Here is a 15,790-nt window from a genome sequence, read left to right as displayed (position 1 = left end):
TTTTTGAAATGGGGGTCATTCTCTTAAGTATAACGTAAATCGATAAAAGATGCGTCTTAAAAAGGCGTAAAGTTTAAAGTCCGGGTCTATTCAATTAGGATCCAAGTCGAAATTTCACTATCTTGAAGTACAAAAAAAGGAGGGGTATTAACCCTCCTTATTCGGAAATCTCCAAATAGATTTTCTTCTGCTGTGAAGATCCTGCTGCATATACCACAGTCCGAATCGCCTTAGCAACACGCCCTTGTTTACCGATAACCTTGCCCATATCCTCTTTATGAACGGAGAGGATATAAACAATCCGGTCGGATTCTTCCTTGGAGGTCACAATGACCTCTTCCGGATAATCCACAAGTGCTGAAACAATCGTTTCAATAAGTGCTTTCATCAACTACCGTCGATTACTTGCTGTTTTTTGCAACATGGAATTTTTCCATGATGCCTTGTGTAGAGAATAAGTTACGAACTGTATCAGATGGTTTAGCTCCATCTTGTAACCATTTAAGAGCAAGCTCTTCGTTGATTTCAACTTTAGCTGGTTGAGTAACCGGGTTATAAGTTCCTACCACTTCAATGTAACGTCCGTCACGTGGTGAACGAGAATCTGCAACTACAATACGATAGAAAGGAGATTTTTTAGCTCCCATACGTTTTAAGCGAATTTTTACTGCCATTTTAAATAAGCACCTCCGAATAGTTTCACACAAGATAGTATAATATCAAATGTCTTGCATGTTTGTAAAGGTTTTTTTCTTAACAGGTAAAAAAAGTGTTGAAATACATGGCTTCGACCCGTATTCGCCTCAGTTTTAACCTGAAATAAACCTTACATGAACGGGAATTTGAATCCCTTTTTCTTTCCTTTTTGCATGTTCGTAACCTGTTTCATCATCTTTTTCATTTCTTCGAATTGCTTCAGTAGACGGTTCACTTCTTGAATCGATCTGCCGCTTCCTTTTGCAATCCGTTTCTTGCGGGATGCATTCATGGTTTCCGGATGTTCCTTTTCATGCGTTGTCATTGAACGGATGATAGCTTCAACATGACCGATCTGTTTCTCATCGATCTGAAGGTTGTCCATCCCTTTCATTTTATTCGCACCGGGAATCATTTTCAGAATATCATCAAGCGGTCCCATATTCCGCACCTGACCAAGCTGATCAAGGAAATCATCAAAGGTAAAAGTGGCGGTACGCATCTTTTTCTCTAATTCTTTCGCTTTTTCTTCATCTACATTGGCCTGTGCTTTTTCGATAAGGGTCAATACATCACCCATGCCGAGGATCCTTGACGCCATCCGTTCTGGATGGAACGCTTCAAGTGCATCCAATTTTTCACCCATACCGACGAATTTGATCGGCGTGTCGGTGACTGAACGAATTGAAAGTGCCGCACCACCACGTGTATCCCCATCAAGTTTCGTTAAAACGACTCCTGTCAGGCCTAGCTGTTCATTGAAGCTTTGGGCTACATTGACCGCATCCTGACCTGTCATCGCATCGACAACCAGGAAGATTTCATCAGGTTTTGTCAACTCTTTGATATCCTTCAGTTCGCCCATCAAGTTTTCATCAACATGAAGACGGCCTGCGGTATCAATCAACACATAGTCATGATGTTCTTCCTTAGCTTTTTCAATTGCCTGTTTGGCAATTTCGACAGGGCTGACCTGGTCCCCAAGGGAGAAAACAGGCATGCTTAATTGTTTGCCAAGTGTTTCGAGCTGCTTAATCGCCGCCGGACGGTAAATATCAGCCGCAACGAGCAATGGCTTGCGGTTGTATTTTTTTCTAAGAAGATTGGCAAGCTTTCCGGTGGTCGTCGTTTTACCAGCACCCTGAAGACCTACCATCATAATGACAGTCGGTGGTTTCGAGGCAACGGCAATCTTGCTCTGTTCGCCGCCCATCAGCTCAGTCAATTCTTCCTTAACTACTTTAATTACCTGTTGACCGGGGGTTAAGCTTTTCAGCACTTCCTGACCTACCGAACGTTCACTGACACGTTTTACAAAATCCTTCACGACTTTAAAGTTAACATCCGCTTCAAGCAGGGCCAATCGAACTTCACGCATCATTTCTTTAACGTCCGCTTCGTTGACCTTCCCTTTTCCACGGATCTTTTGCATCGTGCTCTGCAGTCGGTCGGCCAATCCTTCAAATGCCATATTGCCGCCTCCTAATCCAACTTCTCAAGCGTTGTGATTGCGTCTAGCAGCTTCTCTTTTGAAAAGGATTCCTTTTCTATGAGTCCCTTCATATTCGCAATCCACTGGTTACGCTCTTGAAATTTTTGAAATAACAATAGCTTTGCTTCATATTCCTCAAGCATCGCTTCTGTTCTTTTTATATTATCATAGACTGCCTGCCTACTGACTTCGTATTCATCGGCAATCTCGCCAAGAGAGTAATCATCCAGATAGTAGAGGGACATGTAGCTCTGCTGCTTCTCTGTTAACAACGATTGGTAAAAGTCATACAAATAATTAATCCGCGTTGTCTTTTCAAGCATCTTAGCAAGCCTCCCTGCTGTTAAGTGAAAACCCTTTACAAGTTTATATTGTAAAGCCTTGTTTATTTGATGTCAAGTTAAACTCCTTACCACGTGTTTGCAAAGCATTATTTTTTTCATTTTCCGCTTCTTTTTTGGACCTTTCTTCAATAGGTCCTCCAATTATCATGGTAAAAAAACCAGAAGAGAATGAACTCTTCCGGCTTACAATTTTCCCTTAAACCTCTTCTTTATCGATGATATCAGCAAAAAGGCCATAAACATATTTCTCGGCATCGAATTCCTGTAAATCATCCATTTTTTCACCTAGCCCGACAAATTTAACAGGAATGGCCAATTCATTGCGAATCGCCAAAACAATTCCACCTTTTGCAGTGCCATCAAGCTTTGTTAAAACAATACCGGAAACATTCGTCGCTTCCTTGAATGTCTTGGCCTGGATAAGGGCATTTTGTCCAGTTGTAGCATCAAGGGCAAGCAGCACCTCGTGTGGTGCACCTGGTACTTCACGTTCAATTACACGTTTCACCTTTTCCAATTCCTTCATTAAATTCACTTTATTCTGCAAGCGACCGGCAGTGTCACAGATAAGGATATCCGCTTTTCGTGCCTTGGCGGCCTGAATGGCATCGAACATGACAGCTGCTGGGTCAGAGCCTTCACCCTGTTTGATTACACTGACACCGACACGCTCACCCCAAACCTCAAGCTGTTCAATCGCACCGGCACGGAAGGTATCCCCTGCAGCCAATACGACAGATTTTCCTTCTGTTTTGAATTTATGGGCAAGTTTACCAATGGTCGTCGTTTTACCTACCCCATTAACCCCTACAAACAAAATGACCGTCAAACCTTCTTCTTGTATATTCAGGCTAGACGTCGCTTCATCATCACCTTGGTAGATTTCAACAAGCTTTTCGGAAATAACGGACTGCACTTCCCTCGTATCAGAGATATTGCGAAGCTTGACTTCCATTTTTAATTGATCAATCAGTTCCATCACAGTATCAAAGCCTACATCAGCCTGAATCAGGATTTCTTCAAGTTCTTCAAAGAAGTCCTCATCCACTTTCCGATAACGGGCAACAAGTTCATTAACCCTTCCAGTAAAGGAATTCCTCGTCTTTGTCAAACCTTGTTTGAATTTTTCCCCAATGGATACTTCTGCTTCAACTGATTTTTCTTTTTCTTCCTGAGTCGTAAATTTCTCTTTTAACTTTTTGAAAAAACTCATTGTCCCACTTCCTCTAATTCATGAATTTTAAACTTCCATAAAGTTTTCTGATTCTTCCATCCGGACGGAAACAAGTTTGGAGACACCTGACTCCTGCATCGTAATGCCATATAGGACATCTGCCTCTTCCATCGTGCCTTTGCGGTGAGTAATCACGATGAACTGCGTTTCCCTGCTGAACTTTCTTAAAAATTGGCTGAACCGGACGACATTCGCCTCATCTAGCGCTGCCTCGACTTCGTCAAGGATACAGAAAGGAACAGGACGCACTTTTAGAATGGAGAATAAAAGGGCTATGGCTGTCAATGCTCGTTCTCCGCCGGATAAGAGGCTCAAGTTTTGCAGTTTTTTTCCGGGAGGCTGCGCAATGATATCCACCCCTGTATTTAGCAAATCATCAGGATTCGTCAGTTTCAGCTCCGCCCTGCCTCCGCCAAATAAAGCTTTGAAGACTTGTTCGAATTCTTTACGGATCGAATAGAAAGTATCCGCAAAGCGGCGTTTCATTTCATCATCCATTTCATCGATGACTTGGAATAATGTATCTTTCGCCTGTTGAAGGTCTTCCTTTTGACTAAGAAGGAATTCATAGCGTTCAGCTACACGTGCGTATTCATCAATTGCACCTAAATTCACCGTCCCCAGTTCCTCGATAGCAAGCTTGATGAGCTTCACCCTTTTTTGAGCTTCGTCGGCAGGCATCATCAATGGATACTGTTCTTTAGCACCTTCAAAGGAAAGGGTATATTCTTCTCGCAAGTGGTCGAGGCGATTTTCCAGTTCGACATCCAGACGAGTTAATTTCACTTCTTCATCCTTCATCACTTCGACAATGCCTCTATAAAGTCGATTTTCTTCTTTCAAGGACAGTTCGAGCGTTTCAACTTCCATTAGAAGCTCGTTTTTTTCCTGTTTTTTTATGGTGATTCCTTCAATTGCTCCATTTTTATCGAGCAATTTCTGCTGAGCCATATCTTCCAGGGACTCTTCCCCGCTTGAACTGTCTGTCATTTCATTGGTCAGGAGCCCTAAATCATCTTTGTTTTCAGCAAGCCTGCTTGATTCCTTAGAAAGGTCCGATTCAATGCGTTCCATCTTCTCTTTTTGGTTTTGCAGCTGGCCACGCTTGGAAGCCAGCATTACCCTCAGTTCATTCGTTTCTTCAGCAAGGCTCTCTTTTGAAGATTGTTGTGATTGCTTTTGTTCGGTCATTTCGGAAATCAACCGATCCAGACCATCAATTTCCGATTTACATGATTCCAAAAGTTCTTCCAGCTCTTCAAGTCTTGCTTTTTTTTGCTGTTGTTCTTCTAAATATGAATTTTTATCCAAATCATAAAGATGCAGCCGTTCATTCACATTTCTTTCCTGAAGCTCCACTTCACGGAGTTCCCCTTTAAGGGTTTGTTCTTGTAATCGAAGTCTCTCTCCCGTTTTTCTGGTTTGTTCAAGCGTTTGCTCTTGAACACCCACATCCACTTTGAGCTGTTTGACTTGCTTTTCAAGCTGATTCGTTTTGACTTCCATGGCAGCAAGTTTTTGTTGGAGCTCCTCCAATTCCGTTTTCCTTGACAGCAGGGAGGTCGTTTTTTGCTTTAAGGCTCCACCAGTCATTGAACCACCTGGATTGACGATATCCCCTTCAAGTGTTACGAAGCGGAAACGGTGCTGCATCATTTTCGCCAGGTCATTTGCCCCTTTTAAATCTGTGGTGATAATCACTGTTCCTAATAGGTTTTCAGCAATCGCTGCATGCCTATCATCATATTGGATCAATGAGGAACCAGTCCCTACAAAAGCTGAATGGCTCTTCAGCATCGATAATTGGTTAGCTGATATCTCTCTTGCCTTTATGACTGATAAAGGCAAGAAAGTCGCACGCCCGTACCTATTTTTCTTCAAGAAGGAAATGGCTTCACGTGCATGCTCTTCGCGTTCCACGACAACATGCTGCATCGCTCCGCCCAAAGCCGTTTCAATGGCCGTTTCATACTCCTTTGGAACCTTTATCAATTCCGCAACTGCCCCTTCAATGCCTCGAAGGGTCTCTTTCGCTTTCAAAACCTCTTTTACACCCTGAAAGAAGCCTGCATAATCATCTTCCATTTCTTCAAGCAGTTCCTTACGCGATTTAGCCTGTTGAAGGAATTGATAGGCCTTATAAAGGGTGGTTTCTTGTTTTTGATACGTATCTTTTGCCGCATTCAATTTATTCTGCTGATTTCGGAAATAAGTGACATGCTCTTCAAGCTGCTTGGTCATATTGTCCATCAGCTGTGAATATTCCATTTTTTTAGCAGTGATATCCATTCTTTCAGTTAAGAACTTTTCATTTTCCATATCAAGTTTTGCATTTTTATGTTCCTGCTGCGCAAGCTGCTGAAGCAGGTATTGTTTTTCGTTTTTGGCCGAGGCCTGCTTGTTCAGCCACTCGATATAGTCACTCTTTTTCGCTTCGATCACCGCTTCGATATCACTATTGAATAGGCCGAGGCTTTTTTGTTTTTCATGTAAGGTTTCAGATATCCCTTTCACTTCCAAGTTCAGTGCATGCAGGATTTCCGTTTCCCTTTCCTTTTGCAAAGACAAACGCTCGACAGCAGCCTCACCTTCCACAATCGCTTTTTCCAGCTGTGACTTGTTTTGGGCGGCATTTTTTTTCCGTTCTTTCAAAACTTCTTTACGGCCTTCAAGCTTTTCAAGTTCTTCGCTGGCATTCAGGAGAATCTCCTGAAGGCCATTGATCGATGTCTCAAGCGTCGCAAGACTATCCCTTAGCTTTTTGAGATGCGCTTCCCTGTCCTGAAGCTTTCCTGCCATTTGCTGTTCCATTTCATTATGTTTTTCAAGCTCCTGTGATAGTTTTTCCCATTTTTCATAAAGCTCTTCAATTTCATAAACGGTTAAAGCCACTTCTATTTGCTCTAGTTCGTCTTTCTTCGCCAAAAATTCCTTGGCGAGGGAAGACTGAATTTTTAACGGCTCCACCTGCCCCTCCAATTCATGGAGGATATCATGGACACGGTTTAAATTATCCTGTGTTTCCGTCAGCTTCGATTCCGCTTTTCGCTTTCTCGTTTTATACTTCAGGACACCGGCCGCTTCTTCAAAAATCACTCGTCTTTCTTCAGCCTTACTGCTAAGGATTTCTTCTACTTTCCCTTGGCTGATGATGGAAAACGCTTCTCTCCCAAGACCGGAATCCATGAAAAGGTCTATGATGTCTTTCAGACGGCAACCTTGATTATTAATGAAAAATTCACTTTCTCCCGATCGATATACACGTCTTGTCACACTGACTTCATGAAAGTCGATCGGCAGGGAATTGGTCTCGTTATCAAGGGTCAATGATACTTCCGCAAAATTCAACGCTTTCCTCGTGTCACTTCCCGAAAAGATGATATCTTCCATTTTTGCTCCACGCAGTGATTTCGCAGACTGCTCTCCAAGGACCCACCGGACTGCGTCGGTCACATTACTTTTACCGCTTCCGTTTGGTCCAACCACTGCCGTGACACCAGGTACAAAATCTATCGAAATTTTCTCTGCGAAAGATTTAAATCCTACAACGTCCAAACGTTTGAGGAACATGACCTTTCCCCCTCTACTGTTCAACTATCTTGTTGATTTTTTTCTTTTAAAACGATCAATGCATGCTCGGCTGCATGCTGCTCCGCTTCTTTTTTGGACTTTCCTATTCCAGAGCCAAGTTCTTCCCCATTCAGTGAGACCGTCGAAACAAACTCCCGATTATGGGCCGGTCCTTTTTCCTGCAAGATCTTATATTGCAGGACACCGATGGCATCGCGCTGGATCAGCTCCTGAAGCTGGCTCTTATAATCCATCACATGAGAAAAAGCACCCTCGTCTATCTTCGGAAACACGACATTCGTCAAAAACTGCACAACTGGCTCTAATCCTTGATCAAGGTACAAAGCACCAATATAGGCTTCGAATACATCCGCAAGCATGGCAGGGCGTTCCCTTCCACCTGTCATTTCTTCCCCTTTTCCGAGTAATACATATTCCCCGTAAGAAAGGCTATTGGCAAAAGCAACAAGTGAAGGCTCACACACAATGGCTGCCCTTAGTTTGGTAAGTTCACCTTCGCTCATCATCGGATATTTTTGATATAAGTATTTAGAGATGGTCAGTTCAAGTACAGCGTCCCCCAAGAATTCAAGCCTTTCATTATCTTCATAAGGCTTACGGCGATGCTCATTCACATAAGATGAATGTGTAAAAGCTTGTTTCAATAAATTTTCATCTTTAAAATGAAAACCCAGATTTTCTTGCAACTGTTTGAATTTATTTTCCTTGATTGATGGTTTACGATTATTTCCGTTCCTACGCATCACACAAAACCCTCCACGGTTCAAAAAGCATATTTTTCCAATATATAAAAAGAAACCTGGCAGGAATTCCTGTCAAGCTTTCCTATGTAACATCATACATGATTATCCGCTTAAAGAAAACTAAAGGCAAAAGACACTGCATGCAGGCGGAGCATACCCGTGAACATGCTCATTCCGTTATCTGCCGCTGAATCAAACTTCTTTAAGCAATAAGAGAAAGCCCCGTTAAAAAACGGAGCTTTTAGTCAAATGACAATTCATTACATAGTGCTTTGTATGTAATTCACAGCATCACCTACTGTGGCGATTTTTTCAGCGTCATCGTCCGAAATTTCCATATCAAACTCGTCTTCGAATTCCATGACTAGTTCAACTACATCAAGGGAATCGGCACCAAGATCTTCTTTGAAAGAAGCTTCAAGTTTTACCTCTGATTCTTCTACGTTCAAACGATCTACAACGATTTTAGTTACTCTTTCTAATACATCTGCCAATGTGTTCACCTCCCCTCAAGACATTATAAATTAATTTCGAAAAAAATCAAAGAAAACTTACATGACCATGCCGCCATCTACATGAAGAGTTTGCCCAGTCATATATTTGCTTGCATCGGAAGCAAGGAAAGACGCCACTGCAGCAATATCTTTAGGGTCACCGAAACGTGCAAGCGGAATTTGGTCCAGCATGGCTTTTTGGACGTCTTCAGGCAATTCCCCAGTCATATCCGTTGAGATGAAACCTGGGGCAATCGCATTGACCGTAATGCCTCTTGATGCAAGTTCCTTTGCCGTCGTTTTAGTCAAACCGATGACACCTGCTTTAGCCGCTACATAATTAGCCTGCCCTGCATTTCCGCTGACGCCGACGATCGATGCCATATTGATGATCCTGCCGCTGCGCTGCTTCATCATTTGCCTTGTGACAGCTTTGGTGCATAGGAACACGCCTTTAAGATTCGTATTGATCACAGAATCCCATTCATCTTCTTTCATGCGCATCAATAGGTTATCACGTGTGATGCCGGCATTATTAACCAGGATATCCACTCTTTCAAATTGTTCGACGACCTCTTTGATCATGCTTGTCACCGATTCACTATTTGCAACATCGCATTGGATGGCGAATGCTTTTCGGCCCAATGCCTTGATTTCATCAACCACTTCATTCGCTTTAGCTTCACTGCCGGAATAGTTAATGGCAACGTCTGCTCCCTGTCGGGCAAGTTCCAATGCAACTTCCCTGCCAATACCTCGTGATGCTCCCGTTACAAGCGCTTTTTTACCTTCGAGGATCATGCTTGTACCCCCTTCAATGTTTCAATTGTTTTAGTTAGAGTGTCTATATCGGATACCGAATGAATTTGAACGGAACGATCAATTTTCTTTATCAATCCGCCCAACACTTTCCCTGGGCCAACCTCGATGAACGTATCCACGCCCAATTCAAGTAGATTTTTCACACTGTCCTCCCAAAGGACCGGTGAATACAGCTGTTCGATTAATTTTTCTTTTATTTCGGAAGGTGCTGTAATGGGCTTAGCCGTTACGTTTGAAATGACAGGAATTTCTGCCTGTTTGAAGCTTACTTCATCAAGGACACCCTGTAACTTTTCTGCTGCCGGTTTCATTAATTCAGAATGGAACGGTCCACTCACTTCAAGAGGAAGAGCCCGTTTAGCCCCATTTTCCTTGGCTTTTGCACTTGCAAGTTTAACCCCTTCGGAGGTGCCTGAAATGACGATTTGCCCTGGACAATTAATATTGGCCAATTGAACGGATTCACCTGTGGCCGTAATTTCAGTAGTGACTTCAGATAGAGCTTCACGGTCCATTCCCAAAATCGCAGCCATTGAGCCTTGTCCATTCGGTACCGCAGCTTCCATGAATTCACCGCGTTTACGCACTGTATATACGGCATCTTCGAAAGAAATTGCACCAGATGCCACTAATGCCGTATATTCACCTAAACTGTGCCCGGCAGTATAATCGGGTTTGATTCCCGCTTCTACCAACTCCTTGACAAAAGCATAACTCGTAGTCAATAAGGCTGGCTGTGCATTATAAGTCACCGTTAATTCTTGTTGTGTGCCATTAAAGATCAATTCCGTAAGCGGAAAATCAAGTTTTTCATCTGCTGATCGAAAAATTTGCTGAGCACGCTCTTTTTCCTGAAATAAGCCATGCCCCATTCCTATTGATTGTGATCCTTGTCCTGGAAAGACAAAAGCAATTTTACCCATCTGTTACTCCCCTGCCTCTATGATTTATTATTGTTTTTCTATTGTCTCCGTAATTGTCGATATGACGTCATTTCCAACCATATCGCGAGTCTGGCGTATAGCATTATAGACCGCATTCGCATCTGAAGAACCATGCGCCTTAATGACAGGGGCCTTCAAACCGAAGAGGCCAGCACCGCCATACTCCGAGTAATCCATTTTATTTTTTATGACTTTTAGTTCTGGCTTTACCATTGCTGCAGCCAACTTACTTTTGAGGTTGCTCATCAAGGCAGCTTTCACCATTTTGAATACGCCCATAGCAGTACCTTCAAGAGTCTTTAACACCATATTTCCCGTGAAGCCATCCGTCACGACAACGTCCGCCGGCCCGTTTAGGAGGTCCCTTGCCTCTACGTTACCTATAAAGGATATCTCCGATGATTGCTGCAGTAATGTAAAGGCATGCTTAGTCAGTTCATTCCCTTTTTTTTCTTCTGTTCCGATATTAAGTAATCCGACACGGGGCTTTTCGATTCCCCGCACTTTTTGGGCATAAACAGACCCCATTATGGCGAATTGAAGGAGATGCTCCGGTTTCGCATCGGAGTTCGCGCCTACATCCAGTAATACAAAACCCTTGCCATCGATCGTCGGAAGGGTGGGAGCCAATGCCGGACGTTCAATGCCTTCTATCCTTCCGACCACAAACAAACCTGCAGCCATCAGCGCCCCCGTATTGCCTGAAGAAATGCATGCGTCCGCTTCTCCGTCAGCCACTTGCTGTGCAGCCAATACCATCGAAGCGCTTTTCTTGCGGCGAACCGCACGAACAGGTTCATCGGTACTTAATATTTTTTCATCAGTATGTATAACCCTTATTCGGCCATGCTTCGCTAAGTATTGGTTAATCTCGGATTCATTGCCTATCAAGGTAATTTCCACATCGGAAAAAGCCTCGACAGCTTTCATCGCTCCCAAAACCTGTGCCTTGGGAGCATTATCGCCACCCATTGCATCTATCGTTATCTTCATTTTTTTCATCCTTTACTAGCAAGTTAAGAGCGATACATTTCGAACTCGCCTTTAAAAACCAGTTCATTACCTACGTAGCTTCTAACCTCCACCACGGAACGATCGTTGGTGTGGTCCACGTTTTTAACCCTCGCTTTAGCTACCACTCTTTCATTTTCCTTTACAGAACGAGTGAATAAAATGGATGCTTTCGCAGTTAATGCCAATTCATCATTTATGACTGCCACAGCCAATGAGTTTGCTTGGGCAAAAAGGTGATGTCCCCTTGCGATTCCATTCCGCTTAAAGACATGCTCTTTATTTATATCCAAAATCGAAATTGCATTATCATCTAAATTAAGATCAATTACTTCCCCGATGATTTCATCCAAAGGCAATGCCCTGATTTCGTCACTGAATTTTTTCTCGGCCACGCTTTTAATCCGTTCACGCAGTTCCGGTATCGATAATTCAAGACGGTCAAGCCTAATGGTCTGGACGCTCACCGAATATTTTTCAGCCAGCTCCTCATCCGTTACAAAAGGATTCTGTTTAATCGTTTCGATTAATAATTGCTGGCGTTCCTTCTTATTTCTTCGCATTTGAAGGTCACCATCCGTAGTATTATGACTAGGTACTAATAGTAGTATATATATTTTAAAAACAGATTGCAAGATATTGCGTAAAATCTCACAATCTGCTATTGGTTTTTTATTCAGTTCAGTCCAGCTTTTCTCCTGTAAATACTCCCGTTCCCTCTAAATAGTCCCGCAAAGGTGCATACTCCGGGGAATGCCAAAAGCTTTGGGAGGCAATCAATTTTGCTGCATCCATCCTTGCCACTTCAAGGGTCCTGTAATCATGGACCATGTCGGCTACCTTGAATTCGGGAAGGCCGCTTTGTTTTTTACCGAAGAAGTCCCCAGGTCCACGGAGTTCCAAATCTTTTTCGGAAAGGGCAAAACCATCGTTTGTCTCAGTCATGATTTTCATCCGCTCTTTGCCGACTTCCGTTTTCGGATCAGCCAGCAGGATGCAAAAGGACTGATCGCTCCCCCGCCCAACCCTTCCGCGCAGCTGGTGCAACTGTGAAAGTCCAAAGCGCTCCGCATCATAAATGACCATTACCGTTGCATTTGGAACATTCACCCCAACCTCGACGACCGTCGTGGAAACAAGGATTTGCGCTTCATTGGCACTGAACTGCTGCATCACTTCTTCCTTTTCATCCGCAGGCAGCCGTCCATGCATAAGACCAACTTTGTACCTGTTCGCAAAGTATTGTGACAGCATTGCATGAACATCAAGAACATTCTGTAAAGAATCGAGTTTCTCCGACTCCTCAATCAATGGACAGATGACGTAAGCCTGTCTCCCTTTCTTTAGTTCCTTTTCGACAAAGGATAAGATCCGATCAAGCATTTGGTGTTTCGCCCAATAGGTCTCTATCGCTTTACGCCCGGCAGGCATTTCATCGATCGTCGAGACGTCCATTTCCCCAAACACTGTAATTGCGAGAGTTCGCGGAATAGGTGTAGCCGTCATGAAAAGTACATCTGGATTGGTACCTTTTTCACGAAGGATGCGGCGCTGCTCCACTCCGAAACGATGTTGTTCATCCGTTATGACAAGACCTAAGTTCCGGAAATTCACTTCATCTTGAATCAATGCATGAGTTCCTATCAAAAGATCCAGCTCCCCGGATTCCAGCATTTGCAATAGTTCCTTGCGCTTTTTGCCTTTTACCGAACTTGTCAACAATGCGACCTTTACTCCACTCGGTTCCAACATGGCTTTCAGCGATTGTGTATGCTGCTCTGCCAAGATTTCCGTCGGGACCATAAGTGCACCTTGGAAACCTGCTGTAATCGTCGCCTTCAGGCATATGGCGGCAACCACCGTTTTCCCAGACCCGACATCCCCTTGAAGCAGACGGTTCATCCTGTAGGGAGACTTCATGTCATTCATTATTTCCTCGACGACCCTATTCTGAGCGTTCGTCAAAGGAAAAGGGAGGGTTTCAACAAAGGCTTCCAGCCGCTCCATGTCAAACTCCTGGCCTATTCCTTTTGACTGCTCCCGCTGTACTTTACGAAGTGCCTGCATTTTAAGTTGAAACAATAAAAATTCTTCATACACAAAACGGCGTCGGGCCTTCTTCACCTCATTGGCCGATTGAGGGAAATGCATGGTACGAAGAGCATCATTACGCGGCATCAGCTTGTATGCCGCCAATAATTGCGGGGGCAGATTTTCTTCTATCATTGTCCCATATTCAGAAAATGCATTGGAGATGAAGCGGCGGAGCCCTTTGACGGTAATGCTGCCCTTCACTGAGTACACCGGTTCGAACTCTTTCTCCCGGCTCCGGTCACCAACATGGCATTCCGAGCCTGTAATGGTTTGACGATGACGATCCCACTTTCCCGTTACCGTTACGGTTTCGCCTATCGCAAGCTTCGGCTTCAGATAAGGCTGGTTAAAAAAAATGACATTTATTAAATATCTCCCAGTCAAAACTTTAATCGTGAGCCTGGATTTTTTCTTTCCGAAGTACCCTAACGTGGGTACCGTATGAACTTTGCCTTCTACAGTAACCCGTTCATCATGCTCGACCGTTTCTAAATCCCTCAACCGGTAATCTTCATAGCGATATGGGAGGTGCTCAAGGAGATCCGCGACGGTATGGATCTCCATTTCCCCCAAAGCTGCTGCCGTTTCGGCCCCAATGCCTTTTACTGCGGTAATGGGTTCGCGTAAAGTCGAGTTCACTTCTTATTTAGCGGTAAGCCAAAGATTTTCGCTTCCAACTCCCGCCCAGTCGGTGTAGCCGCTAAACCTCCTTGTGCAGTTTCCCTAAGAGCAGATGGCATCGTTTGCCCGATTTTATACATCGCATCAATTACTTCATCACACGGTATGCGGCTTGTGATACCCGCTAAAGCCATATCTGCTGCAACCATGGCATTGGCTGCACCCATGGCATTACGCTTCACACAAGGCACCTCCACAAGCCCAGCAACAGGATCACACACAAGACCAAGCATGTTCTTTAATGTGATTGCCATCGCTTCTGCACTTTGTGCCGGTGTCCCTCCTGCCATTTCAACGATGGCTGCCGCTGCCATACCCGAAGCAGAACCGACCTCCGCCTGACAGCCCCCTGCGGCTCCAGAGATCGAAGCATTATTCGCTACTACAAAACCAAACGCCCCTGCTGTAAATAGGAACTCAATTTTCTGTTCCCGATTCGGTTTTAATTTATTTTGCAAAGCGAAAAGCGCACCAGGCACAACACCAGCAGATCCGGCAGTCGGTGTCGCACAAATCGTCCCCATGGCTGCGTTCACTTCGTTTGTTGCCACGGCTTTGCTTACCGCATCCAACAGCAGTTCACCGGATAAGGAGTTTCCGGATTTAATGTAATTCTGAAGAAGGACTGCATCCCCTCCCGTCAGGCCGGAAACGGACCGTACACCTTGAAGTCCTTTTTCAACTGCCTGTTCCATTACATCCAGGTTGACTCCCATCTGGCGGATGATTTCTTCACGGCTTTTTCCCGTTACTTCCATTTCCTGCTCTATCATCAGCGTTGAAATTTTTTTCTGCTTTGATTCAGCTAATTCTATTAATTCCGCTACATTTCGAAACATGATTTCTTCTCCTTCCTAAGTGGAAACGATTGCTCTATCAATCCACAATCCTTGCTACTTGAGTGATATTGGGGAGTGCTGTAATTTCAGCTATGACGTGATCCTCCAGGTTTTGGTCCACTTCAATCGTCATCAAGGCCATCTGCCCTTTCTCTTTTCGGGAGACTTCCATTTGGCCAATATTGATTTGATGCTTGGCTAATATGTTTGAAACATTGGCAATGGCACCAAATCGATCATCATGAACGACGAGTATGGCAGGGTTGTGCCCGGACAGCCTCAATTTAAATCCGTTCAATTCGACGATTTCGATCTTTCCCCCGCCTATCGATATTCCGACAAGTTCCAGTTCACCATCATCATCACCAACTGTTATTTTTGCTGTATTGGGATGTTCCGGTACTGCCTCTTCTTCTCGAAATGTAATTTTCATTTTCTTTTTGCGTGCTATTTCCAGCGATTCTTTGATTCTCTCATCAAATGTATCAAAATCAAGCAAGCCTCCTACAATGGCTACATCTGTTCCATGGCCTTTATAGGTTTTGGCAAACGATCCGTAAAAAGAAATATGGGCCCATTTTGGTTCCCGGTCGAATAAATTCCTGGCAACCCTACCGATCCTTGCAGCTCCTGCTGTATGGGAACTGGAGGGGCCGATCATAACAGGACCAATTATATCGAATACACTTCTAAATTTCATGATTAGCTCCTCCTTCTATTCACTTGGAGTCAGTTTAATAATAAAGCCTGATATATTGTAATTACAATTATGCTGTCCGTAATCCTTCTTTTCATAAAAATAAAT

At 43.8% G+C, this 15,790-nt stretch carries 15 protein-coding genes; all 15 read right to left on the bottom strand.

Annotation, left to right across the window (positions count from 1 at the left end):
• Positions 1 to 157: 157 nt before the first annotated feature.
• Positions 158 to 388 (bottom strand): KH domain-containing protein, encoded by a 231-nt coding sequence (locus AC2YHV_RS19065; RefSeq protein WP_048684915.1) that lies wholly within the window; start codon positions 386 to 388, stop codon positions 158 to 160.
• Positions 389 to 401: 13 nt separating this feature from the next.
• Positions 402 to 674: a 30S ribosomal protein S16 gene (gene rpsP, locus AC2YHV_RS19060; protein ID WP_034313715.1), complete on the bottom strand. Its 273-nt coding sequence runs from the start codon at positions 672 to 674 to the stop codon at positions 402 to 404.
• A gap of 152 nt (positions 675 to 826) precedes the next feature.
• Positions 827 to 2,167: a signal recognition particle protein gene (ffh, locus tag AC2YHV_RS19055; protein WP_034313716.1), complete on the bottom strand. Its 1,341-nt coding sequence runs from the start codon at positions 2,165 to 2,167 to the stop codon at positions 827 to 829.
• Between the two features lie 11 nt (positions 2,168 to 2,178).
• Positions 2,179 to 2,511 carry a putative DNA-binding protein gene (locus tag AC2YHV_RS19050; protein ID WP_034313718.1) on the bottom strand — a complete coding sequence of 111 codons (333 nt, stop codon included), beginning with the start codon at positions 2,509 to 2,511 and terminating at the stop codon, positions 2,179 to 2,181.
• Between the two features lie 217 nt (positions 2,512 to 2,728).
• A complete protein-coding gene (ftsY, locus tag AC2YHV_RS19045; RefSeq protein WP_034313721.1) occupies positions 2,729 to 3,745 on the bottom strand; it encodes a signal recognition particle-docking protein FtsY in 1,017 nt (338 codons plus the stop codon).
• A gap of 27 nt (positions 3,746 to 3,772) precedes the next feature.
• The gene (smc, locus tag AC2YHV_RS19040) at positions 3,773 to 7,336 is read right to left on the bottom strand and encodes a chromosome segregation protein SMC (RefSeq protein WP_487373859.1); all 3,564 of its coding nucleotides are present in this window, start codon (positions 7,334 to 7,336) and stop codon (positions 3,773 to 3,775) included.
• A gap of 20 nt (positions 7,337 to 7,356) precedes the next feature.
• Positions 7,357 to 8,100: a ribonuclease III gene (gene rnc / locus AC2YHV_RS19035; RefSeq protein WP_034313726.1), complete on the bottom strand. Its 744-nt coding sequence runs from the start codon at positions 8,098 to 8,100 to the stop codon at positions 7,357 to 7,359.
• A 260-nt stretch (positions 8,101 to 8,360) separates the two neighbouring features.
• Positions 8,361 to 8,594 (bottom strand): acyl carrier protein, encoded by a 234-nt coding sequence (locus AC2YHV_RS19030; RefSeq protein ID WP_034313729.1) that lies wholly within the window; start codon positions 8,592 to 8,594, stop codon positions 8,361 to 8,363.
• Between the two features lie 57 nt (positions 8,595 to 8,651).
• Positions 8,652 to 9,395, bottom strand: a complete 744-nt coding sequence (gene fabG, locus AC2YHV_RS19025; protein WP_034313733.1) for a 3-oxoacyl-[acyl-carrier-protein] reductase — start codon at positions 9,393 to 9,395, stop codon at positions 8,652 to 8,654.
• Positions 9,392 to 10,339, bottom strand: a complete 948-nt coding sequence (gene fabD, locus AC2YHV_RS19020; RefSeq protein WP_487373858.1) for an ACP S-malonyltransferase — start codon at positions 10,337 to 10,339, stop codon at positions 9,392 to 9,394. Before fabD ends, fabG begins: the two co-directional genes overlap by 4 nt.
• Before the next feature lie 27 nt (positions 10,340 to 10,366).
• Complete coding sequence (gene plsX, locus AC2YHV_RS19015; RefSeq protein ID WP_268563913.1) at positions 10,367 to 11,353, bottom strand: phosphate acyltransferase PlsX; 987 nt, start codon at positions 11,351 to 11,353, stop codon at positions 10,367 to 10,369.
• A gap of 23 nt (positions 11,354 to 11,376) precedes the next feature.
• Positions 11,377 to 11,934: a transcription factor FapR gene (gene fapR, locus AC2YHV_RS19010; RefSeq protein ID WP_034313744.1), complete on the bottom strand. Its 558-nt coding sequence runs from the start codon at positions 11,932 to 11,934 to the stop codon at positions 11,377 to 11,379.
• 118 nt (positions 11,935 to 12,052) lie between these two features.
• Entirely contained in the window at positions 12,053 to 14,104 is a 2,052-nt protein-coding gene (gene recG, locus AC2YHV_RS19005) for an ATP-dependent DNA helicase RecG (protein WP_487373857.1), read from the bottom strand.
• Complete coding sequence (gene sdaAA / locus AC2YHV_RS19000; protein WP_487373856.1) at positions 14,101 to 14,985, bottom strand: L-serine ammonia-lyase, iron-sulfur-dependent, subunit alpha; 885 nt, start codon at positions 14,983 to 14,985, stop codon at positions 14,101 to 14,103. The genes recG and sdaAA overlap by 4 nt, the downstream gene beginning before the upstream one ends.
• A gap of 37 nt (positions 14,986 to 15,022) precedes the next feature.
• A complete protein-coding gene (gene sdaAB, locus AC2YHV_RS18995) occupies positions 15,023 to 15,685 on the bottom strand; it encodes an L-serine ammonia-lyase, iron-sulfur-dependent subunit beta (protein ID WP_034313754.1) in 663 nt (220 codons plus the stop codon).
• Between the last annotated feature and the right edge of the window lie 105 nt (positions 15,686 to 15,790).

This window comes from Peribacillus sp. SRI_006, from assembly GCF_057586375.1.
The sequence above is the reverse complement of the archived record's forward strand: the minus strand, read 5'-3'. Positions and strand labels throughout refer to the sequence as shown.

What these genes read in the sequence shown, in the direction of transcription:
- AC2YHV_RS19065 (WP_048684915.1), bottom strand. Translation starts at nt 388, where the DNA reads ATGAAAGCACTTATTGAAACGATTGTTTCAGCACTTGTGGATTATCCG.
- rpsP (WP_034313715.1), bottom strand. Translation starts at nt 674, where the DNA reads ATGGCAGTAAAAATTCGCTTAAAACGTATGGGAGCTAAAAAATCTCCT.
- ffh (WP_034313716.1), bottom strand. Translation starts at nt 2,167, where the DNA reads ATGGCATTTGAAGGATTGGCCGACCGACTGCAGAGCACGATGCAAAAG.
- AC2YHV_RS19050 (WP_034313718.1), bottom strand. Translation starts at nt 2,511, where the DNA reads ATGCTTGAAAAGACAACGCGGATTAATTATTTGTATGACTTTTACCAA.
- ftsY (WP_034313721.1), bottom strand. Translation starts at nt 3,745, where the DNA reads ATGAGTTTTTTCAAAAAGTTAAAAGAGAAATTTACGACTCAGGAAGAA.
- smc (WP_487373859.1), bottom strand. Translation starts at nt 7,336, where the DNA reads ATGTTCCTCAAACGTTTGGACGTTGTAGGATTTAAATCTTTCGCAGAG.
- rnc (WP_034313726.1), bottom strand. Translation starts at nt 8,100, where the DNA reads ATGCGTAGGAACGGAAATAATCGTAAACCATCAATCAAGGAAAATAAA.
- fabG (WP_034313733.1), bottom strand. Translation starts at nt 9,395, where the DNA reads ATGATCCTCGAAGGTAAAAAAGCGCTTGTAACGGGAGCATCACGAGGT.
- fabD (WP_487373858.1), bottom strand. Translation starts at nt 10,339, where the DNA reads ATGGGTAAAATTGCTTTTGTCTTTCCAGGACAAGGATCACAATCAATA.
- plsX (WP_268563913.1), bottom strand. Translation starts at nt 11,353, where the DNA reads ATGAAGATAACGATAGATGCAATGGGTGGCGATAATGCTCCCAAGGCA.
- fapR (WP_034313744.1), bottom strand. Translation starts at nt 11,934, where the DNA reads ATGCGAAGAAATAAGAAGGAACGCCAGCAATTATTAATCGAAACGATT.
- sdaAA (WP_487373856.1), bottom strand. Translation starts at nt 14,985, where the DNA reads ATGTTTCGAAATGTAGCGGAATTAATAGAATTAGCTGAATCAAAGCAG.
- sdaAB (WP_034313754.1), bottom strand. Translation starts at nt 15,685, where the DNA reads ATGAAATTTAGAAGTGTATTCGATATAATTGGTCCTGTTATGATCGGC.